This window comes from Mesorhizobium sp. J8 (genome assembly GCF_016591715.1).
Lineage (GTDB): Bacteria > Pseudomonadota > Alphaproteobacteria > Rhizobiales > Rhizobiaceae > Mesorhizobium.
The window spans coordinates 3,814,982-3,833,984 of record NZ_AP024109.1; the positions used below are offsets into that span (position 1 = coordinate 3,814,982).

Annotated in this window: 21 protein-coding genes; 11 read left to right on the forward strand and 10 right to left on the reverse strand. The window is 62.8% G+C overall.

The features are described 5' to 3' along the window. Positions 1 to 49: 49 nt before the first annotated feature. The 4 genes from MJ8_RS18335 to MJ8_RS18350 all read left to right on the forward strand — a co-directional run bounded on the left by MJ8_RS18335 (position 50) and on the right by MJ8_RS18350 (position 2,815). A complete protein-coding gene (locus tag MJ8_RS18335) occupies positions 50 to 577 on the forward strand; it encodes a hypothetical protein (protein ID WP_201410221.1) in 528 nt (175 codons plus the stop codon). Between the two features lie 100 nt (positions 578 to 677). After that, entirely contained in the window at positions 678 to 911 is a 234-nt protein-coding gene (locus tag MJ8_RS18340) for a BolA/IbaG family iron-sulfur metabolism protein (protein ID WP_040981261.1), read from the forward strand. Positions 912 to 1,065: 154 nt separating this feature from the next. After that, positions 1,066 to 1,401, forward strand: coding sequence for a Grx4 family monothiol glutaredoxin (gene grxD / locus MJ8_RS18345; protein ID WP_040981263.1), 336 nt, complete (start codon positions 1,066 to 1,068; stop codon positions 1,399 to 1,401). A gap of 190 nt (positions 1,402 to 1,591) precedes the next feature. Continuing rightward, positions 1,592 to 2,815: a multidrug effflux MFS transporter gene (locus MJ8_RS18350; RefSeq protein ID WP_201415481.1), complete on the forward strand. Its 1,224-nt coding sequence runs from the start codon at positions 1,592 to 1,594 to the stop codon at positions 2,813 to 2,815. A 121-nt stretch (positions 2,816 to 2,936) separates the two neighbouring features. On the opposite strand, the gene MJ8_RS18355 is transcribed toward MJ8_RS18350, so the two are convergent. The 4 genes from MJ8_RS18355 to rpsD all read right to left on the reverse strand — a co-directional run bounded on the left by MJ8_RS18355 (position 2,937) and on the right by rpsD (position 5,826). Next, on the reverse strand, positions 2,937 to 3,389 hold the full coding sequence (locus MJ8_RS18355) for a hypothetical protein (protein ID WP_318528183.1): 453 nt from the start codon (positions 3,387 to 3,389) through the stop codon (positions 2,937 to 2,939). A 6-nt stretch (positions 3,390 to 3,395) separates the two neighbouring features. After that, positions 3,396 to 4,223, reverse strand: a complete 828-nt coding sequence (locus MJ8_RS18360; RefSeq protein WP_201410222.1) for an inositol monophosphatase family protein — start codon at positions 4,221 to 4,223, stop codon at positions 3,396 to 3,398. Further along, positions 4,213 to 5,103, reverse strand: a complete 891-nt coding sequence (gene ttcA / locus MJ8_RS18365) for a tRNA 2-thiocytidine(32) synthetase TtcA (RefSeq protein WP_201410223.1) — start codon at positions 5,101 to 5,103, stop codon at positions 4,213 to 4,215. Before ttcA ends, MJ8_RS18360 begins: the two co-directional genes overlap by 11 nt. A gap of 105 nt (positions 5,104 to 5,208) precedes the next feature. After that, positions 5,209 to 5,826, reverse strand: a complete 618-nt coding sequence (gene rpsD, locus MJ8_RS18370) for a 30S ribosomal protein S4 (RefSeq protein ID WP_040981269.1) — start codon at positions 5,824 to 5,826, stop codon at positions 5,209 to 5,211. Positions 5,827 to 6,196: 370 nt separating this feature from the next. Between rpsD and MJ8_RS18375 the strand changes: the two genes are divergently transcribed. After that, positions 6,197 to 6,400, forward strand: a complete 204-nt coding sequence (locus MJ8_RS18375) for a hypothetical protein (RefSeq protein WP_201410224.1) — start codon at positions 6,197 to 6,199, stop codon at positions 6,398 to 6,400. Positions 6,401 to 6,469: 69 nt separating this feature from the next. Here MJ8_RS18375 and MJ8_RS18380 read toward each other — a convergent pair whose 3' ends face one another. Next, on the reverse strand, positions 6,470 to 6,652 hold the full coding sequence (locus MJ8_RS18380) for a DUF3008 family protein (protein ID WP_201410225.1): 183 nt from the start codon (positions 6,650 to 6,652) through the stop codon (positions 6,470 to 6,472). Between the two features lie 191 nt (positions 6,653 to 6,843). Between MJ8_RS18380 and MJ8_RS18385 the strand changes: the two genes are divergently transcribed. The 3 genes from MJ8_RS18385 (at position 6,844) to MJ8_RS18395 (ending at position 9,001) form a co-directional block, all read left to right on the forward strand. Beyond that, positions 6,844 to 8,235 (forward strand): RNB domain-containing ribonuclease, encoded by a 1,392-nt coding sequence (locus MJ8_RS18385; protein ID WP_201410226.1) that lies wholly within the window; start codon positions 6,844 to 6,846, stop codon positions 8,233 to 8,235. A 200-nt stretch (positions 8,236 to 8,435) separates the two neighbouring features. Continuing rightward, positions 8,436 to 8,690 carry an antitoxin gene (locus tag MJ8_RS18390; RefSeq protein ID WP_201410227.1) on the forward strand — a complete coding sequence of 85 codons (255 nt, stop codon included), beginning with the start codon at positions 8,436 to 8,438 and terminating at the stop codon, positions 8,688 to 8,690. A gap of 41 nt (positions 8,691 to 8,731) precedes the next feature. Then, complete coding sequence (locus MJ8_RS18395) at positions 8,732 to 9,001, forward strand: type II toxin-antitoxin system RelE/ParE family toxin (RefSeq protein WP_201415483.1); 270 nt, start codon at positions 8,732 to 8,734, stop codon at positions 8,999 to 9,001. Positions 9,002 to 9,170: 169 nt separating this feature from the next. On the opposite strand, the gene murI is transcribed toward MJ8_RS18395, so the two are convergent. The 3 genes from murI to MJ8_RS18410 form a co-directional block, all read right to left on the reverse strand. Next, complete coding sequence (gene murI / locus MJ8_RS18400; protein ID WP_201410228.1) at positions 9,171 to 9,971, reverse strand: glutamate racemase; 801 nt, start codon at positions 9,969 to 9,971, stop codon at positions 9,171 to 9,173. 122 nt (positions 9,972 to 10,093) lie between these two features. Further along, a complete protein-coding gene (locus MJ8_RS18405) occupies positions 10,094 to 10,699 on the reverse strand; it encodes a hypothetical protein (RefSeq protein ID WP_201410229.1) in 606 nt (201 codons plus the stop codon). An 80-nt stretch (positions 10,700 to 10,779) separates the two neighbouring features. Continuing rightward, positions 10,780 to 11,631, reverse strand: coding sequence for an RNA methyltransferase (locus MJ8_RS18410; protein ID WP_201410230.1), 852 nt, complete (start codon positions 11,629 to 11,631; stop codon positions 10,780 to 10,782). 206 nt (positions 11,632 to 11,837) lie between these two features. On the opposite strand from MJ8_RS18410, the gene MJ8_RS18415 reads away from it, so the two are divergent. From MJ8_RS18415 to MJ8_RS18425, 3 genes are read left to right on the forward strand one after another with little or no spacing between them, the layout of a single operon-like run. Continuing rightward, a complete protein-coding gene (locus MJ8_RS18415) occupies positions 11,838 to 13,049 on the forward strand; it encodes an NADP-dependent isocitrate dehydrogenase (protein WP_201410231.1) in 1,212 nt (403 codons plus the stop codon). A 6-nt stretch (positions 13,050 to 13,055) separates the two neighbouring features. After that, positions 13,056 to 13,787 carry a hypothetical protein gene (locus MJ8_RS18420; RefSeq protein ID WP_201410232.1) on the forward strand — a complete coding sequence of 244 codons (732 nt, stop codon included), beginning with the start codon at positions 13,056 to 13,058 and terminating at the stop codon, positions 13,785 to 13,787. Between the two features lie 3 nt (positions 13,788 to 13,790). Continuing rightward, entirely contained in the window at positions 13,791 to 14,426 is a 636-nt protein-coding gene (locus tag MJ8_RS18425; RefSeq protein ID WP_201410233.1) for a glutathione S-transferase family protein, read from the forward strand. 211 nt (positions 14,427 to 14,637) lie between these two features. Here MJ8_RS18425 and alaS read toward each other — a convergent pair whose 3' ends face one another. Together alaS and recA are read right to left on the reverse strand one after the other, a co-directional pair. After that, complete coding sequence (gene alaS, locus MJ8_RS18430; RefSeq protein ID WP_201410234.1) at positions 14,638 to 17,307, reverse strand: alanine--tRNA ligase; 2,670 nt, start codon at positions 17,305 to 17,307, stop codon at positions 14,638 to 14,640. A gap of 439 nt (positions 17,308 to 17,746) precedes the next feature. Then, entirely contained in the window at positions 17,747 to 18,844 is a 1,098-nt protein-coding gene (gene recA, locus MJ8_RS18435; RefSeq protein WP_040981289.1) for a recombinase RecA, read from the reverse strand. Positions 18,845 to 19,003: the final 159 nt, after the last annotated feature.

Here is a 19,003-nt window from a genome sequence, read left to right on the forward strand (position 1 = left end):
GACATGCTTATGAGAAGAGACTTAAATCATGTCGCACAAATCCTTTTTTATGCGGCATGATTTAACCGCCAGGGCGCTTGTTGCAGTCGTCTTCTGGCCGTCCCTGTTCTTCTTCTGGTTTCTCGGGCCGTTCGTTCTGTTCCTGCTGTCGACGACCTCGAGCGAGACCTGTTCGCGACTGGAAACCCGCGCCGAGTTCCTGGCGGCGGCCAACGGCACGCTGCCGATGCTCATCGTGCAGACCTTGATCTATGCGGTTCCGATCGGCTGCCTGATGCTCTGGAACAGGCTGTCTCCGGAGCCGGCGCGGGCAAGGCGGGTCGCGATCTGCATCAAGCTCTTCGCCGTCTCGGCAGTGGTCGGAGCGGTTTGGGACTATGGCACGTCCTTGATCTGCGACGGCTACGGCCAGCCCTTCTTCTCCACCGCATGGCAGATGACGAGCTATCTTCCCATCGTCAGCCTGTTGATCAACATCCCGCTCTGCGTGCTGGTCTTCAGCCTCGGCCGCGCCTATTCGACCCGCGATGACGTCACCGAAGATGGCGTGGTTCATCCGAGCCAGGACAATTCCTAGGCTTCCTCACCCGACGGAATGGCTTCAATCCGGGCTGGAAAGGCTTTAGGCTCACTTCGAGTCACATACTCGGCCTGCCCGCTTGAAACAGGATTTTGCCATGGCAATGGATGCCCACGACATCGAAAAACTGATCAAGGAAAGCATTCCGGACGCCAAGGTGACGATCCGTGATCTCGCCGGCGACGGCGACCATTATGCGGCCGAAGTGGTGGCCGAGAGTTTCCGGGGCAAAAGCCGCGTCCAGCAGCACCAGATGGTCTATGACGCGCTGAAGGGCAATATGGGCGGCGTGCTGCACGCGCTGGCGCTGCAGACCAGCGTCCCCGACTGAGCAGCGCTGCTGCCCCTCAGGCTTGGCCCAATATCGCGTTATTCCTTGCGCCATTCAGATAGCGTCGCGGCTAACGTCTTGTTTCAGCCACCCTATGGGTTTATTTGAAGGACATGCTTCGAGCCTGACTCCCACAGGCGTGAAAGGATTGTCCATGACCGGCATCAGCGACTACATCGACAATGAAGTGAAGAGCAACGACGTCGTGCTCTTCATGAAGGGCACGCCCGGCTTCCCGCAATGCGGGTTTTCCGGCCAGGTGGTGCAGATCCTCGACTACATCGGGGCCGACTACAAAGGCGTCAACGTGCTCGACTCGGCCGAATTGCGCCAGGGCATCAAGGATTATTCGAACTGGCCGACCATCCCGCAGCTCTATGTGAAGGGTGAATTCGTCGGCGGTTGCGACATCGTGCGCGAGATGTTCCAGGCCGGCGAGTTGCAGGATTTCCTCGTCGAAAAGGGCGTCAGCGTCAAAGGCGCCGCCTGACTGAACCGTACCGGCCAGTCGGCCGGTAGCGCTAATTTCCGGGGCAGCCCCCACCTCGGCATTGTGGTTCCCTAAGCTCGGGAACGACACGAACCGTTGCGCCGGCAGTCCGGCGCATGTTCGTTTGAAACGATCGGATTTTGCGGTGGACAAGCAGGCTGTGGCGCAGCAATCGGCAACCAATTTGCCCATTCCGCGCTGGGAATTCATCGCGCTCTGTGCAGCGCTTATGGCGCTCAACTCCCTGGCCATCGACATCATGCTGCCGGCGCTGCAGCAGATCGGCGCCTCGCTCGGCGTCGAGAGCGAGAACCACCGCCAATATGTCATCACCGCCTATATGCTCGGCTTCGGCGGCGGACAGCTTTTGTTCGGCCCCATATCGGATCGGTTTGGCCGCCGCGCGCCGCTGGTCTTTGGCCTGGTCGTCTATGTCGTGGCCGCGGCGGCCGCCGCCATAGCGCCCAGTTTCACCCTGTTGCTGACCTGGCGTCTCATCCAGGGCATCGGCGCGGCCGCAACCCGCGTGATCGCCGTCTCGATCGTGCGCGACACGTTCGAAGGCCGGCGTATGGCAGAGGTTATGTCGCTGATCTTCATGGTGTTCATGGCCATCCCCGTCATCGCTCCCGGCATCGGCCAGTTCGTCATGCTATTCGCCAGTTGGCACTGGATTTTCGTGACCATGGCCATCGGCGCGCTGATCGTTTCGACCTGGGCTCTGCTGCGGCTGCCGGAGACGCTGCATTCCGAATATCGCCGCTCGCTCACGGTAGGGTCCGTGCTCGGCGGCTTCCGCATCGTGCTCACCAACCGGCTCACGCTTTGCTACGCCTTTGCCAGCACGTTCATCTTCGCCGCCATGTTCGGCTTCATCAGTTCGGCACAGCAGATCTATATCGACATCTTTCACGTGGGCGAATTGTTCCCGCTGATCTTTGCCGGCGTCGCCGGCGTGCTTGCCTTCTCCAACTATCTCAATTCGCGGCTGGTCGGACAAATCGGCATGCGCCGCCTGTCGCAAGGCGCGCTGCTCATCTTCCTGTGCATCAGCCTTGCCTGGCTGGTCGTCTCGCTGGAGATGCAGATGCCGCTGTGGCTCTTCGTCACCTTTTTTGCCGGCGCGATGCTACCGTTCGGCGGACTGGGCGCCAATTTCAACGCCCTCGCCATGGAGCCGCTCGGCGAGCTCGCCGGGACGGCCGCATCCATCCTTGGTTTCATGCAGACTTTTCTCGGCGCCCTGATCGGCGCGGCGATCGGCCAGGCCTATAACGGCACGGTGACGCCTCTGGCCGCGGGCTTCTGCAGCGTTTCGGTCGCGGCTTTGCTGATGATCCTGATCGCCGAGCGAGGCAGGATGTTCCAGCCTCACAATCCCCCTGTTTCCGGGCACGTCACCGATCTGCACTGATCGTCGCCTCCACGAAGTTAAAGCATGTCTCCCGAAAGTGGGAACCGGTTTCGGGCCAAAGACATGCGCAAAATCAAAGGCCTAAAGCGCATGGAACGATTCTGAAAGATCGCGACGCGCTTTAGGATCTGCCTTCCTGCGCTGCCGTGAAGCGCGGCGAAAGGATGCGACCTGCGATCGCGCCGCCCATGCTTTCGGTAAACGGCAATGGCAGGGCCTTTCCAAGCGCCTCGAGCACCGAAGCGACAAAAGCCCTGTTCAGCCTGTCGTCCGGTCCCAACTCGGAGAAGGTGGCGTGCGGCTTGCCGAAAAGCGTCCCGTCCCGGCGAAGCGAGAACCTTAGCGTCAGCGACATGCCGGCCGTACCGCGCGGCGGACGCCAGCAGGCATAAATGGCGGCCGACATTTCCGCTATGGAGTCGACCGGATCGCGACTGCCGCAGGCGCGTTCCTGCGCGCAACTCGCGTTCACCGTAGCGGCCAGGGCGAGAGCAGCCACGGCGAACCTGAAGCTCATTGCCATCTCCGGCGACTCAAGGATCTTGAGAACGGCAGCCAAGCGCGGCCGGCGCAACCGATCCTATTCCGCCCAGAGCTCGCGGCGCAACTCGTCCCAGCTTTGCTTGTCCGGCGCGACCAGCAAGCCGCCGTCGACATGCGACGGCAGGTAGACGCTGCCGTCGACGCGCGCGACGTGGCCACCGGCTTCCTGATGGATCAGCGCGCCGGCGAGATGATCCCAGGGCATCAGCTTGTTGTAGAGCACGAAATGGGCGTGGCCGCTCGCAAGCAGCCGGTATTCGTGCGCCGCGCAGCGATAGGCGAATTGCGACAGCGTCTTGGTCTGATTGCGGGCAAGCCGCGAGCGTTCAGGCTCTTGGAGAAACTGCCAGGAAACGGCGCCGGTCATCTGCGCCATCGGCACCGGTTCCGCGACGCGAACCCTCTCCAGCGCCCCATGCGCGTGGCGGATATGGCTGCCGGCGCCCTTGGCGGCAATCAGCCAGTCCTTGCCGACCGGATCGTGGATGATGCCGGCGACGGTCTCGCCGTTGACGACGACGCCTGCCATGACGCCGAACAGCGGCACGCCGGACGCGAAGTTGAAGGTGCCGTCGACCGGATCGATGACGAAGGCAAGCGCGGCATCGCCAAGGCCCGACAGCAAGGCCGGATTGTCGGAGCAGGCTTCCTCGCCGACCACCATGGCGTCTGGATAGCGTTCGCGCAGCCGGGCGGTGATCAGCCTTTCGGCGTTGACGTCCGCCTCGGTTACGAGGTCGGCGGCGGACGTTTTCTGGCGCACGTCCCCCTCGCCCAGCCGCCGGAAGCGCGGCATGATTTCAACGCTGGCCGCGTCGGCAAGAAGGTCGGCCAGCCAGTCGATCGCATTCTCGTCAAATGTCATCGGAAATGTCTTGTCCCAGGTTCGTGGCGAGCCCCGCGAAATCGAACAGCTTCCGATCCAGAAGATGCGAGGGGCGCACATTGGTCATGGCGCGGATCATCGTGTCCTTACGGCCCGGCATGCGCTTCTCGATGTCGTCGAGCATCGCCTTCATGGCGTTGCGCTGCAGCCCTTCCTGGCTGCCGCAGAGGTCGCAGGGGATGATCGGGAATTTCATCGCGTTGGCGAATTTCTCGAGATCGGCCTCGGCGCAATAGGCAAGCGGCCGCAGCACCATGACGTCGCCTTCGTCATTGAGGAGCTTGGGCGGCATGGCGGCGAGGCGACCGCCATGGAACAGGTTCATGAAGAAGGTTTCGAGTATGTCCTCGCGGTGGTGGCCGAGCACCAGCGACGAGCACCCTTCCTCGCGCGCGATCCGGTAGAGATGGCCACGCCGCAGCCGCGAGCAGAGCGAGCAATAGGTGCTGCCCTCCGGCAATTTGTCGGTCACCACCGAATAGGTATCCTGGTATTCGATGCGGTGCGCGATGCCGTTGGCGTTGAGATAGTCAGGCAGGATATGTTTTGGAAAGTTCGGCTGGCCCTGGTCGAGATTGCAGGCGAGCAGATCCACGGGGAGCAGGCCGCGCCATTTGAGGTCGAGCAGCAAGGCAAGCAGGCCGTAGGAATCCTTGCCGCCCGAGAGCGCCACCAGCCAGCGCTCGCCGGGCTTCACCATGGCGAAATCCTCGATCGCCTGGCGGGTGAGCCTCAACAGCCGCTTGCGCAGCTTGTTGAACTCGACCGAGGACGGCACGTCGCGGAACAGCGGATGGAAACCGCCGTCGGTTTCGTCGCCGACCGGCTCGAGGGATTTGACGTCTGGCAGCATATTCATGGCGCCGGCCCCATGGTTCTGTTGGCGCCCGGCTTAGCGGACAAGGCCGATAAAGAAAAGGCCGCCTCGACGGGCGGCCTTTGATATTGCGGCTGATTGGTTCGATCAGCGCGAGTAGAATTCGACGACCAGGTTCGGTTCCATCTGCACGGCAAACGGAACGTCCGACAGGCCCGGGACGCGCGCGAAGGTCGCTGTCATCTTGTTGTGGTCGGCTTCGATATAGTCCGGCACGTCGCGCTCGGCGAGAGCAACCGACTCCAGCACGATGACGAGCTGCTTCGACTTCTCGCGCACCTCGATCACGTCGCCGGGCTTGCAGCGATACGAACCGATGTTGGTGCGCTTGCCGTTGACGTTGACGTGGCCGTGGTTGACGAACTGACGGGCGGCGAAGATGGTCGGCACGAACTTGGCGCGATAGACGATCGCGTCGAGACGCGATTCCAGCAGGCCGATCAGATTCTCGGAGGTGTCGCCCTTGCGGCGGTTGGCCTCTTCATAGACCTTGCGGAACTGCTTTTCCGAAACGTCGCCATAGTGACCCTTCAGCTTCTGCTTGGCGCGCAGCTGCAGGCCGAAGTCGGAAAGCTTGCCCTTGCGGCGCTGGCCGTGCTGGCCCGGGCCGTATTCACGCTTGTTGACCGGGGATTTCGGGCGGCCCCAGATGTTTTCGCCGAGACGGCGGTCGATCTTGTATTTCGCGGATTCGCGCTTGCTCATCGCATTCCCTTTCAAAACAATATACCCGGAACCCCATGGCTCCGGGCGAAGGAAACGCGCCCTCCTCTGGCCTCCGTTTTCGAGACCTGACAGGGTTCCCCACGCAAAGCGACGGAAAACCCACGGGACACGTCAAAATAAACCACCGGGCGTCGCCACCCGGTGTTGCTGGGCCTGTTAAACACAGATTTAACCGCTGTCAAGCTTGTGGCTGGCGGCGCCGACGGCAACCCGATATCATCCCTGCGTTGCATGCGGCGCTGGGTGTGGCGGAAAGTTGCACGCCGGCGGCATCGGGGCGGATCCGGCGTCTTCGGATGGAAACGCCCTAAATTGATGAAGGGACTGGAGCAGAGGAGTCCGAATTCCCATGAAGAAGTTCTTCCTTACCCTGACCGGAGCCGCCGTGTTGGCCGGGTCGATGGCGGTCATGACGCCTGAACCGGCCATGGCCAGACATTGGCATGGCCACAAGCAGGTGTGCCGCGTCGTGGTGAAGAAAAAAGTAGTCTGGCGGCACGGGCACCGTCACGTCGTGCGCTACAAGACGAAGCATTGCTGGTGGCGCCGCTAGCTGACCGCCTGGGCTAATCCAGAAAAAGCCCGCGGACAGCGCCGCGGGCTTTTTCGTCCCGATGTCGCTTCATGACTTCTTGCCGGGCAGGCCTTTGCGTTTGGTCTCGGCGAATTCTTCGAGCTGCTTCTCGCTCATGGAATCGTACATCTCGCGCGACGCGCCCTTGAGCTCGCTTTTCTTGATCTCGCCGCGCCTGGCGGAAAGTGCCGCGCCGGCGGCCTTTTGCTGGGCTTGTGATGTAGCGGGCATGATCGTTTCTCCTTTGCTGGAAGCAATTCCAGGACAGGTGTGAAACGGTTTTCCGTCAGGAATTGCGTCAGTCAGATAGAGTAGAAACGCCGCGCTTCGGCGGCAGTTCCGGCGTTCGCCATCCGTCGCCGGCCTTAGCGATCTTCAGGGACGGCCTTCCCGTGCCCGGAACCCCAGTGTAGGACGGTGGCATGAAGTCGCTGACCGATCCCTCACAGGCGCTCTCCGCCGGCCTCGCAAAAATCCGAACAGAATTCCATGTGCCGGACGGATTTCCGCCGAACGTGATCGCTTCCGCCGAGGCTGTGGCCAGGCGCGTGCCCAGCCAGCATGCCGATCGCACGGCGATCCCCTATGTCACGCTCGATCCGGCGAGCTCCACCGATCTTGACCAGGCGTTCTCGATCGAGGCGAGCGGCGGCGACCTCCTCTTGCATTATGCCATTGCCGACGTGGCTTGGTTCGTCGAGGACGGCGACGCGATCGATCTCCAAGCCTGGAACCGAGGCGAGACGCTGTATTTGCCGGATGGCAAGGCCGGGCTCTACCCGCCCCTGCTTGCCGAAGCCGCGGCGAGCCTTTTGCCCGATGGACCGCGTCCTGCGGTCATCTTCACGATCCGCGTTGCCGGGGACGGCGCCGTGAAATTGGACGGCGCGGAGCGCGCCGTCATCCGAAGCCGCGCCAAACTCGCCTATGACAGCGTGCAGCCCTCGGATGTGCCCGCCGGCTTCGCCGAACTGGCGCGGCGCATGGCGGCTAACGAAGAGCGCCGCGGCGCTTCGCGTGTCGATCCGCCCGAGCAGGAGGTGGAACGGCTCGCTGACGGGACGTTCCGGCTTTCGTTCAGGCCGCTGCTGCAATCCGAGCAGGATAACGCCGCGCTTTCGCTGGCCGCCAATATGGCGATCGCCGATGCCATGCTGGCGCACAAGACCGGGTTGTTCCGCGTGATGTCGGGGCCGGATGCTTCCAAGGTGCAGAGGCTGCGCAACACGGCACAGGCGCTCGGCTTGTCCTGGCCGGCCTCAACCAGCCTTCGCGATTATCAGCGCACGCTCGATCCGACCGATCCAAGACAGGCGGCGCTGATGCTGGAAATCCGCCGCGCGGGCAACGGCGCGTCCTACCAGCCCTATCAGGAAGGCGTCGTTCCCTGGCATGAGGCGATGGCCGCGACCTATGCGCATGCCACCGCGCCGCTCAGGCGGCTGGCCGACCGCTATGTCGTGCGCTGCGCGCTGGCAATCGCCAACGGCCAGTCCGTGCCGCAGGCCGTCACTGACGCGTTCGCCAGACTGCCGAAGGTGATGGGGCGCGCGGATGCCCGCGCGTCGCAGATCAGCCATGCGGCCATCGACCTGGCCGAGGCGGTGATGCTCAAGGGACATGAGGGCGAGACATTCAAGGCCGTCGTCACCGACTTCGTCGATCACGGCGTGCGCGTGCAGCTTGCCGACATGCCTGTCGTCGCCAGCGTGAAGGCCTCCGGGCTGAGGCAAGGCGACGGCCTGACCCTAAGGTTGATCTCGGCCGACCCGGATCAGCGCAGCGTCGTCTTCGAATCCGTCACGCCGGCTTGAGCGGCAGATAGCCTGTGAGGCTGGTATCCTCGTCGTCCAGGACGCGTCGGGTTTCAGGTCGGGGAAGGTCGGAAACGCTCATTTTTGAGGATCTAAGTTCCGGGACTTTTCCGGTCTGCCACAACATTCCGCTATGGACGAATGGCCATTCCCCACATATGTGTTAATGTGGGTTTATGGAAATGTAGGGAATTGATCGTATGAGTCGTTTGACCATCGATATGACCGACCAGCAACATCAAAGCCTCAAGGCATTGGCCGCCTTGCAGGGCAAGACGATCAAGCAATACGCACTCGAACGGCTGTTCCCTGGCGACACGGATGCTGATCAGGCATGGCAGGAACTGAAAGCCCTGTTGGGAGCCCGCATCAACGCGGGGCTGGCGGGAAATCTAACCGCCAAGAGCATTGGCGAAATCCTCGATGAAGAACTGGCCGAAGGCGGCCGCGAGTGAACCAACGCATTTATCTTCTTACAGATGCGGCGGAAGCCGACATGCGAGACATCATTCGGTACACCCGCAAGGAGTGGGGCGATGCACAAGTGCGCCGCTACATCGCCAAGCTCGAACAAGGCATTGCTCGCGTGGCTGCCAGCCAAGGGGTCTTCAAGGATATGAGCGCGCTCTATCCAGCGCTGCGCATGGTGCATTGTGAACATCACTATGTGTTTTGTCTGCCACGCGAGAATGCGCCCGCGTTGATCGTCGCGATCCTCCATGAGCGCATGGACCTGATGACGCGATTGATCGACAGGCTCAAATGAGTGGGGCAAGGCGCGCTCCGGCGCGGAGGCCGCTGCGGAAGGTCGCCGCTGTGAGTACCGGCCGACACCGGCGGTAGCCCTGATTGCCACGTCAACGCTTCGCCTGCCGAAGGCCGGAGGCGCAGGAAACCAGCTTTGCAGGCCCGCATCCCCTGAATATCAGCACGCCTTAGTGCGCGGTCAGTCCAAATCCCTGGATCAGCCGTCTGGTGGCGAAATCCACCTTGCCGGATGTGAAGACGGCAAGATCGGGCTCGCTTTCGCCCGACGCCTCCCCGACCGGCTCGAGCAGCGACATGGCTCGTCGCGCGATCGCCTCGGCCGGATCGATCCAGTCGACCGGCCAGGGCGCCGTTTTGCGCATGCGGTTGACGAGAAACGGATAGTGCGTGCAGGCGAGCACGACGATATCGGTGCGGTTGCCGTCGCGCTCCATGAAACAGGGGGCGATTTCGGCACGCACGGCTTCCTCGTCGACGAAACCCTGGCGCATGTAGATCTCGGCCAGCCCCGCGAGCCTATCGCTGCCGACCAGGCGCACATGGCATTTCTGCGCCCATTTGCTGATCAGGTCGCGCGTGTACTGGCGCTTTACGGTGCCCGGCGTCGCCAGGACCGAGACGAGGCCCGAGCGGGTGCGTTCGGCGGCGGGCTTGATCGCCGGCACGGTACCGACAAAAGGGTGGCCGGGGAATGTCTCGCGCAGCGCGTCGATCACCAGCGTCGAGGCCGTGTTGCAGGCGATGACCGAAATCGCCGGCTGCAGCCGGTCGAGCAATTTGCCAAACAGCGTGAGGATATGATCCTTGAGCGCCGGCTCTTCCCAGGCGCCGTAAGGAAAGGCCGCGTCGTCGGCGACATAGACGAAGCGGCGGTCGGGCATCAGCACGCGCGCCTCGCGCAGCACCGTCAGCCCGCCGACGCCGGAATCGAACATCAGGATCGGGCGCTGGCTTGATCGATCGCTCATTGTCATCCGGTTTTCAAAGGCGGCGGGTCCAGGATTGGACCGCAGGCGCTTCTATCGCGAATGATCTTGGTCTTGAAGAGGCGAATGCGAGCAGCTTTTGCGCAGCTGTCTCCTAGGCTCACTCATATCCCGCGCTTGCCGAAGCCGGCGGGACGCGGCCTGCCGAAAGGCTGCGGCGCGGACGGAACGCGTGCGGCTGAAGTGGCAGGCGCGGCACGTGGAGCGGCCGGCGCGGCCGTGCGTGCGGTGCGCGACGATGCCGGAAGTGGACCGTCGAAGTCGAAAACATCGGTCAATTCGTCGATGTTGCTGCCCGCGACGGGTTTCGCCCAGAGGATCGTGCACCAGAGGCCGAATATCGAAAGCCCGAGCAGGTTCAGCCCGCCCGGGATGCTCTCGGGATCGTCGAATTTGACGACCAGCAGCACGCCCGCCTGCAAAAGGGCGTAGACGGCGGAAAGGGCGATGTAGGCCCACAGGATCCAGCGGCGCCCGTTGGCGTCGCGGACGCGGCGCGAGGCGATGTTGCCGCGCAACGCGACAAAGATGAACGAGGCGATGAGGACGGCGCCCGCCATGCCCTGCCGCGACGGACCAGGCCCTGAATTGATCAGCCCTTCGAAGCCGATCGTGCTGACGATGCACGCAACGATTACCACGGTTTCGGCGATAGCGAGACCGAGAGAGTAAAGGAAAAAGCGCAGCCGACCAATATTGGACGTAAACATGTGCCACCCCCACTATTGCAGCAAGGTGAGGCATAACCGAATAAGAATCGGTTACTTCAAATGCTCACAGCTTATCGATCTTAACTTTCCTGGTCTTTGGCGCGACTTCGTGCGACACCGGCCGGCAATCGCCTTGGATCGTCCCCGGGCGAGCCGTCGCCGCGCGGCATGGCCGGCGAGAACCGGTCGAGCGAGGAGATGATGCCGCGCAGGACCTTGAGCTCAGGTTCGGCGAAGCCCGCGCGCGTCAACACGGCGCGCAGATTGTCGACCATCTTCGGTTTCTTCTCTTCCGGGCGGAAGTAGCCGCGCGCTTCCAGCGCGTTCTCCAGATAGGCGAACAGGCTGTGCAGTTGCTCCTTGGTCGCCGGCACCAGCTCCGGTCCGGAGAAATTGGTCTCAGTCTCGTCGGCGAGGCCGGACTTCATCCATTCATAGGACATCAAAAGCACCGCCTGGGCGATGTTGAGCGAGGAGAAGCCGGGATCGACCGGGAAGGTGACGATCTCGTCGGCGAGCCCGACCTCGTCATTGTAGAGGCCGAAGCGCTCGCGCCCGAAAAGGATGCCGGTGCGCTGGCCCGCTTCGACGCGAGCCCTCAGCGCCCTGCCCGCTTCCACCGGCCCGCGCACCGGCTTGAAGCCATCGCGCTCGCGCGCCGTCGTGGCGAAGACGAAATTGAGATCGGCAATCGCCGAGGCCAGATCGTCGAAGACCCTGGTGGCGTCGATGACATGGTCGGCGCGGCTGGCTGCCGCGCGCGCCTTCTCGCTCGGCCAGCCGTCGCGCGGGTTGACCAGCCGAAGCTCGGACAGGCCGAAATTCGCCATCGCCCGCGCGACCATGCCGATATTCTCGCCGAGCTGCGGCTCGACCAGGATGATCGCCGGTCCGGCGGAGGTGGTGTTGGCTCTATCTTCGGTGGGTGGCATGGCTATGGGTAACCGGGGTTTGCGGCGTTTCGGCGTCCCCTGCCACATCCGCACCGGAAAATGAAGCATTCACAACGCCGGCACCCATCCGCCCGGCGCGGATCGCGGTTTGCGCGCTGAAAAAGCCTTTGATATACGCTCCGCATCCCCGGCCGAAACCATGCGGGCAAGGCCGTCCAGATCCCCAGCAACGAGGCATTCTTTCCATGGCGAAGATCAAGGTGGCGAACCCGGTCGTCGAACTCGACGGCGACGAGATGACCCGCATCATCTGGCAGTTCATCAAGGACAAGCTGATCCACCCCTATCTCGACCTGAAGCTTGAATATTACGACCTCGGCATCGAGCACCGCGACGCCACCAACGACCAGGTGACGATCGACTCGGCCAACGCCATCAAGAAATGGGGCGTCGGCGTGAAATGCGCGACGATCACCCCCGACGAGGCGCGCGTCGAGGAATTCAAGCTCAAGAAGATGTGGAAGTCGCCCAACGGCACCATCCGCAACATCCTCGGCGGCACCATCTTCCGCGAGCCGATCATCATGAAGAACGTGCCGCGCCTGGTGCCGGGCTGGACCAAGCCGATCGTCGTCGGCCGTCACGCCTTCGGCGACCAGTACCGCGCCACCGACTTCCGCTTCCCCGGCAAGGGCAAGCTGACGATCAAATTCGTCGGCGAGGACGGCCAGGTGATCGAGCATGACGTCTATGACGCCCCAGGCTCCGGCGTCGCCATGGCCATGTACAATCTCGACGAGTCGATCCGCGAGTTCGCCCGCGCCTCGCTGAACTACGGCCTGCTGCGCAACTTCCCGGTCTATCTGTCGACCAAGAACACCATCCTCAAGGCCTATGATGGCCGCTTCAAGGACATCTTCCAGGAGGTCTACGAGAAGGAATTCGAGACCGAATTCAAGGCGCGGAAACTCTGGTACGAGCACCGCCTGATCGACGACATGGTCGCATCGAGCCTGAAATGGTCGGGCGGTTATGTGTGGGCCTGCAAGAACTATGACGGCGACGTGCAGTCGGATACCGTGGCGCAAGGCTTCGGCTCGCTCGGCCTGATGACCTCGGTGCTGATGACGCCGGACGGCAAGACGGTGGAAGCCGAAGCCGCGCACGGCACCGTCACCCGCCATTATCGCCAGCACCAGAAGGGCGAGGAAACCTCGACCAATTCGATCGCCTCGATCTTCGCCTGGACGCGCGGCCTCGCCCACCGCGCCAAGCTCGACGACAATGCCGAGCTGAAGCGCTTCGCCGAGACGCTGGAGAAAGTGTGCATCCAGACCGTCGAGTCAGGCTTCATGACCAAGGACCTGTCGCTGCTGATCGGCCCCGATCAGCCCTGGCTCTCGACCACCGGCTTCCTCGACAAGATCGACGAGAATCTGCAGAAGGCGATGGGGTAAGAAGAGGTGCGAAATGCTGGCGAAAGGGCTCGCCTTTGCGCCGGCAACAATGCCGACCTCTGTCAGGCAATTTTCAAGGCACACGGGCTAGTCGACCGGAGGAGCGGCTCCATCTGGTCTAGCCACGAGCAGGCACCTCCCTATTACCCCAATGCCACAACTCTGGATGCCGATGCCGTAGCGGCCCAACTTGCCGAGATAGCCAGACTGACATCCGTTCTTGCTACCGATTTTTCGGTCAAGGACGGATTTTGCCGTCTGGATCTCCAACCGCTGGAGTTCCGTCAACTCTTCGAAGCAAGTTGGATCTGGATGGATCTAACTCATCCGATGACGACGCCTTGCGGTTGGGAACGTGTTGAGGACGCTACCCGCTTGGAGTTATGGGAATTTGCCTGGGCCGGTAGCGCAGGTTTTTCCAACGGCCGCGTCTTTCCGGCAGCGATCCTCGCCGATCCCGCCATTGCCATCCTTGGCCGACGGACGCTCTACGGCTTCGCGGCTGGCTGCATAGCCAACAGATCCGGGCTGCTGATCGGTTTGTCGAATGTCTTTGCGGCGGATGGCGGCCCGGCCTATCGAGATGCCGCGCGGGCCGCGGCCAACGCTTTTTCCGGAGGTCGCGCGCTGGTCGGCTACGATCGCGACGGCGGGCTGGATGACGCATTGGCCTGCGGTTTTCAAGCCACAGGCGCGCTGCGCGTCTGGATTCGGGATCGCCAAGACGCAGGGGAATGACAAATGGCAAAGCCTGTTCTCTACGGCGCCGACTACAGCGTTTATGTACGCATCGCGCGGATGGCGTTGGAGGAGAAAGGCATCGGCTACGAGTTGGTCCCGCTCGACATCTTCGCCGCCGAGGGTGTTCCCGCCTGGTATCTCGAGCATCACCCGTTTGGCCGCATCCCGGCCTTCGAGCATGACGGTTTCCGTCTGTTCGAGACCGGCGCCATCGCGCGTTATGTCGACGAAGGCTTTCCCGGTCCGGCCTTGCAGCCTACTGATCCGTACCTCCGGGCGCGGATGAACCAGATCATCGGCATGCTCGACGCCTATGGCTACCGCGCCATGGTCTGGGACGTGGCGGTCGAGCGGCTCGAAAAGACGCAGCCGGATGAGGCGCTGATCGCCAGTGGGCTCCGCCAGGCCGAGACCGTGCTCAGGGTTTTGACATCGCTGAAGGCCAGAGGGCCCTGGCTGCTTGGCGACCAACTGACGTTGGCGGACCTGCACGCGGCGCCGATCATCGCTTATTTCCTCAAGGTCGCGGAAGGGCGCGATCTTTTGGCGCGATTTGCGGAAATCAGAGATTGGTTCGCGCGCGTCGCTGATCGTGCGAGCTTTGCGCGGACTGAAAAGGTCGCGTCGGCCGAGTAACCTCCCTCAGCGTCGGCGCTGCCCTTCATTGCCCTGCCGGGCATTTCTTCCCGTAAACGGGGAGAAAAAGCAGTTGCAATGCCGGCGATTTGCGAAAGCCGAAATGACAGCCCCTTCTCCCCGTTCAACGGGGAGAAGATGCCGGCAGGCAGATGAGGGGCAGCGCCAACCTCGCAGAGTGAGTAACCGGCCTAATGCCAAGCCGGCCGGCTTACGCCGCTTCCAGCGCCGCCTTCACCGCCGCGATTGCGTCGTTCGCCTTGGAGGCGTCTGGGCCGCCGGCCTGCGCCATGTCGGGCCGGCCACCGCCGCCCTGGCCGCCAAGCGCGGCGGACGCGACGCGGACCAGATCCACAGCGCTGAAGCGGCCGGTCAGGTCGTCGGTGACGCCGACGACCACGCTCGCCTTGTTGTCCTCGCCCGCGCCGACGAAGACCACCACGCCGGAGCCGAGCGTCTTCTTGCCGGCATCGGCCAGCGGCTTCAGATCCTTCGGCGCCACGCCGCTGACCGCCTTGCCGAGGAAACCGACGCCTGCGACCGTCTCATTCGTAGCCGGGGCATCGGCAACGGCCGAACCGCCGCCCAGCGCCAGCTTCTTGCGCGCCTCGGTAAGCTCCTTTTCGAGCTTCTTGCGCTCCTCGAGCAGCGCCTCGACGCGCGACGGCACGTCAGCTGGCGAGATCTTCAACGTCGCCGCCGCAGCCTTCAGCCGCCTGTCCTGCTCGTCGAGATGCTTGCGCGCCGCCTCGCCGGTCAGCGCCTCGATGCGGCGCACGCCGGCCGCCACCGCGCTGTCCGAGAGGATGCGCACCAGGCCTATATCGCCGGTCGACCTGACATGCGTGCCGCCGCAGAGCTCGACGGAATATGGGCGGTTGGCCTTGGCGCCATGCAGGCCCGTGCCCATCGACACGACGCGCACCTCGTCGCCGTATTTCTCGCCGAACAGCGCCATCGCGCCCTCGGCGATCGCATCGTCGACCGACATCAGCCGCGTCGTCACCGGGCTGTTCTGGACGACGATCTCGTTGGCCATGCGCTCGACCTCTTCGAGTTCATCGGCCGAGATCGGCTTGTTGTGCGAAATGTCGAAGCGCAAGCGGTCGGGCGCGACCAGCGAGCCCTTCTGCGCGACATGGGTGCCCAGCACCTCGCGCAGCGCCTCGTGGATGAGATGCGTCGCGGAATGGTTGGCGCGCAGCTTCGAGCGACGCGCATGATCGACCTTGAGCTCGACCGCAGCACCGGTCTTGACCGTGCCTTTGGCCACCTTGCCGAGATGCACGAACAGGCCGTCGGCCTTCTTCTGCGTGTCGGAAACGTCGATCGAAAAACCCTCGCCCGAGATCACGCCGGTGTCGCCCATCTGGCCACCGGATTCGCCGTAGAACGGCGTCTGGTTGACGACCACGGCGACCACATCGCCCCGAGAGGCGCTGTCGATCGTCTTGCCGTCCTTGACCAGCGCCTGGACGATGCCTTCCGCCTGCTCGGTTTCATAGCCGAGGAATTCGGTCGCGCCGGTCTTTTCGCGCACCGAGAACCACACGGTTTCGGTCGCGGCTTCGCCCGAGCCCGCCCAATGCGCGCGCGCCTCCGCCTTCTGCCGCTCCATCGCGTCGGTGAAGCCGGCGATATCGACCGAGATGTTGCGCTGGCGCAGCGCGTCCTGCGTCAGGTCGAGCGGGAAGCCGTAGGTGTCGTAGAGCTTGAAGGCCGTCTCGCCATCGAGCATGTCGCCGGCTTTGAGCGTCTCGGTCGCGTCCGAAAGCAGGCCGAGGCCGCGCACCAGCGTCTTGCGGAAGCGCGTTTCCTCGAGCTTCAGCGTCTCCGTGATCAGCGCCTCGCCGCGCACCAGCTCGGGATAGGCCTGGCCCATCTCGCGCACCAGCGCCGGCACCAGCTGCCACATCAAGGGCTCCTTGGCGCCGAGCAGCTGCGCATGGCGCATGGCGCGGCGCATGATGCGGCGCAGCACATAGCCGCGCCCTTCATTGGACGGCAGCACGCCGTCGGCCACCAGGAAGGAAGACGAGCGCAGGTGATCCGCGATGACGCGATACGACGCCACGTTCTCCGTATCTGGCCCTTGGCCGAGCGCCGAGGACGCGGCATCGATCAGATGCTTGAACAGGTCGGTCTCGAAGACACTTTCGACGCCCTGCAGGATGGAGGCCATGCGCTCCAGGCCCATGCCCGTGTCGATCGAGGGACGCGGCAGGTCGATGCGCTCGTCCTTCGTCACCTGCTCATACTGCATGAACACGAGGTTCCAGAATTCCAGGAACCGGTCGCCGTCCTCTTCCGGACTGCCGGGCGGTCCGCCCCAGATATGCTCGCCACGGTCGATGAAGATTTCCGAGCACGGGCCGCACGGGCCGGTGTCGCCCATCGCCCAGAAATTGTCCGAGGTGGGAATCCGGATGATGCGATCGTCGGAAAAGCCGGCGATCTTCTTCCAATAGCCCGCCGCCTCGTCGTCGGTGTGATAAACGGTAACGAGCAGCTTGTCCTTCTTCAGGCCGAAGCCCTTGGTGATCAGGTTCCACGCAAGCTCGATCGCGCGCTCCTTGAAATAGTCGCCGAACGAGAAATTGCCGAGCATCTCGAAGAAGGTGAGATGGCGCGCGGTGTAGCCGACATTGTCGAGGTCGTTGTGCTTGCCGCCGGCGCGCACGCTCTTCTGCGCGGTCGCGGCGCGCGAATAGGAGCGCTTCTCCAGGCCGGTGAAGACGTTCTTGAACTGCACCATGCCGGCGTTGGTGAACATCAGCGTCGGATCGTTGCGCGGCACCAGCGGGCTGGAGGCGACGATCTCGTGGCCCTCCTTGCGGAAGTAGTCGAGGAATGTCGACCGGATGTCGTTCACGCCACTCATTGCATATTGCCTTTTTTCGCAAGAACCGCCGGCCCGGCCGGCGGCAAATGGGCTTCGGTATTCAGAAGATAGATGGGCCTTTTAGCGATAGCTCTTGAGCCTGTCCAGAAACACGGAGTTAAAGCATGTCTCCCGAAAGTGGGAACCGGTTTCGGGATAAAGACATGCGTAAAATCAAAAACCTAAAGCGCATGGAGCGAATCTGAAAGATCGCGACGCGCTTTAAGCCGATTGAACGATCCGCCGGCCGCTCGACGCAGCCGCGAAACGCAAAACCGCCGGCGCGAGGGCCGGCGGTTCGGGTACGCAGTACTCAAGAACTCGATTACATAAGCACAAAGCAATAAACCAGGATTGTGGCCGAACTCCGGCTAAGCCGGCAAATTGTTTTCGCTCAATCCGTGAGAGGAAATCGCTGCGCGACCTTCCTGGGCCGGCCCTACATGGCGCCGGCTTCGTCCTCGAAACCGTCGTCCCCGCCTTCGGAGCCGCCATTCTCAAGGAATTTCTCTGCGATCAGCCCGGCATTCTGCCGAAGCGCCATCTCGATCTCGCGCGCCGTGTCGGGATTGTCGCGCAGGAACAGTTTTGCGTTCTCGCGACCCTGGCCGAGACGCTGCGAATTATAGGAGAACCAGGCGCCCGACTTCTCGACCACGCCGGCCTTGACCCCGAGATCGACAAGCTCGCCGGTCTTCGACACGCCCTCGCCATACATGATGTCGAACTCCACCACCTTGAAGGGCGGGGCCAGCTTGTTCTTGACCACCTTGACGCGGGTCTGGTTGCCGACGACCTCGTCGCGGTCCTTGACCGAGCCGATGCGGCGGATGTCGAGGCGCACCGAGGCGTAGAATTTCAGCGCGTTGCCACCCGTGGTCGTCTCGGGCGAGCCGAACATCACACCGATCTTCATGCGGATCTGGTTGATGAAGATGACCATGGTGTTGGAGCGCGAGATCGAGGCGGTCAGCTTGCGCAGCGCCTGGCTCATCAAGCGGGCCTGGAGACCGGGCAGCGCGTCGCCCATCTCGCCCTCGATTTCAGCGCGCGGCGTCAGTGCCGCGACCGAGTCGACGACCAGAACGTCGATGGCGCCCGAACGCACCAGCGTATCGCAAATCTCCAGCGCCTGCTCGCCGGTGTCGGGCTGCGAGATCAAAAGGTTTTCCAGGTCGACGCCGAGCTTGCGGGCATAGACCGGATCGAGCGCGTGTTCGGCATCGACGAAGGCGCAAATGCCGCCCTTCTTCTGCGCTTCGGCCACCGTGTGCAGCGCCAGCGTCGTCTTGCCCGAGCTTTCCGGCCCGTAGATCTCGACGATACGGCCGCGCGGCAGGCCGCCGACGCCGAGCGCAATATCGAGGCCGAGCGAGCCGGTCGGCACGGTTTCGATCTCGACCGCCTGCTCGTTGGCGCCGAGCCGCATGATCGAGCCCTTGCCGAAAGCGCGCTCGATTTGCGACAGCGCCGCATCCAGAGCCTTTGATTTGTCCACTGCCTTATCCTCTACAAGCCGCAAAGTATTCTGAGCCATGATACATCACCCCGTGGTCGTCAATGAAGGCCGGACAATCCGTGATCCCTGCCGTTTTGTACCTTTTTTGTTCTCATTTGGCAAGAGGCAACAAATATCTGAAAAATAATCAATATCTGGATTTGTTCTATTTTTGTCTCACCAGGGCTAGTGCGGATG

Coding starts and splice junctions, on each gene's coding strand:
- MJ8_RS18405 (WP_201410229.1), bottom strand. CDS start 10,699: ATGTTTACGTCCAATATTGGTCGGCTGCGCTTTTTCCTTTACTCTCTC.
- MJ8_RS18395 (WP_201415483.1), top strand. CDS start 8,732: ATGCGAGACATCATTCGGTACACCCGCAAGGAGTGGGGCGATGCACAA.
- ttcA (WP_201410223.1), bottom strand. CDS start 5,103: ATGAATATGCTGCCAGACGTCAAATCCCTCGAGCCGGTCGGCGACGAA.
- MJ8_RS18340 (WP_040981261.1), top strand. CDS start 678: ATGGCAATGGATGCCCACGACATCGAAAAACTGATCAAGGAAAGCATT.
- MJ8_RS18380 (WP_201410225.1), bottom strand. CDS start 6,652: ATGCCCGCTACATCACAAGCCCAGCAAAAGGCCGCCGGCGCGGCACTT.
- recA (WP_040981289.1), bottom strand. CDS start 18,844: ATGGCTCAGAATACTTTGCGGCTTGTAGAGGATAAGGCAGTGGACAAA.
- rpsD (WP_040981269.1), bottom strand. CDS start 5,826: ATGAGCAAGCGCGAATCCGCGAAATACAAGATCGACCGCCGTCTCGGC.
- MJ8_RS18390 (WP_201410227.1), top strand. CDS start 8,436: ATGAGTCGTTTGACCATCGATATGACCGACCAGCAACATCAAAGCCTC.
- alaS (WP_201410234.1), bottom strand. CDS start 17,307: ATGAGTGGCGTGAACGACATCCGGTCGACATTCCTCGACTACTTCCGC.
- grxD (WP_040981263.1), top strand. CDS start 1,066: ATGACCGGCATCAGCGACTACATCGACAATGAAGTGAAGAGCAACGAC.
- MJ8_RS18360 (WP_201410222.1), bottom strand. CDS start 4,223: ATGACATTTGACGAGAATGCGATCGACTGGCTGGCCGACCTTCTTGCC.
- murI (WP_201410228.1), bottom strand. CDS start 9,971: ATGAGCGATCGATCAAGCCAGCGCCCGATCCTGATGTTCGATTCCGGC.
- MJ8_RS18425 (WP_201410233.1), top strand. CDS start 13,791: ATGGCAAAGCCTGTTCTCTACGGCGCCGACTACAGCGTTTATGTACGC.
- MJ8_RS18385 (WP_201410226.1), top strand. CDS start 6,844: ATGAAGTCGCTGACCGATCCCTCACAGGCGCTCTCCGCCGGCCTCGCA.
- MJ8_RS18415 (WP_201410231.1), top strand. CDS start 11,838: ATGGCGAAGATCAAGGTGGCGAACCCGGTCGTCGAACTCGACGGCGAC.
- MJ8_RS18375 (WP_201410224.1), top strand. CDS start 6,197: ATGAAGAAGTTCTTCCTTACCCTGACCGGAGCCGCCGTGTTGGCCGGG.
- MJ8_RS18410 (WP_201410230.1), bottom strand. CDS start 11,631: ATGCCACCCACCGAAGATAGAGCCAACACCACCTCCGCCGGACCGGCG.
- MJ8_RS18335 (WP_201410221.1), top strand. CDS start 50: ATGCGGCATGATTTAACCGCCAGGGCGCTTGTTGCAGTCGTCTTCTGG.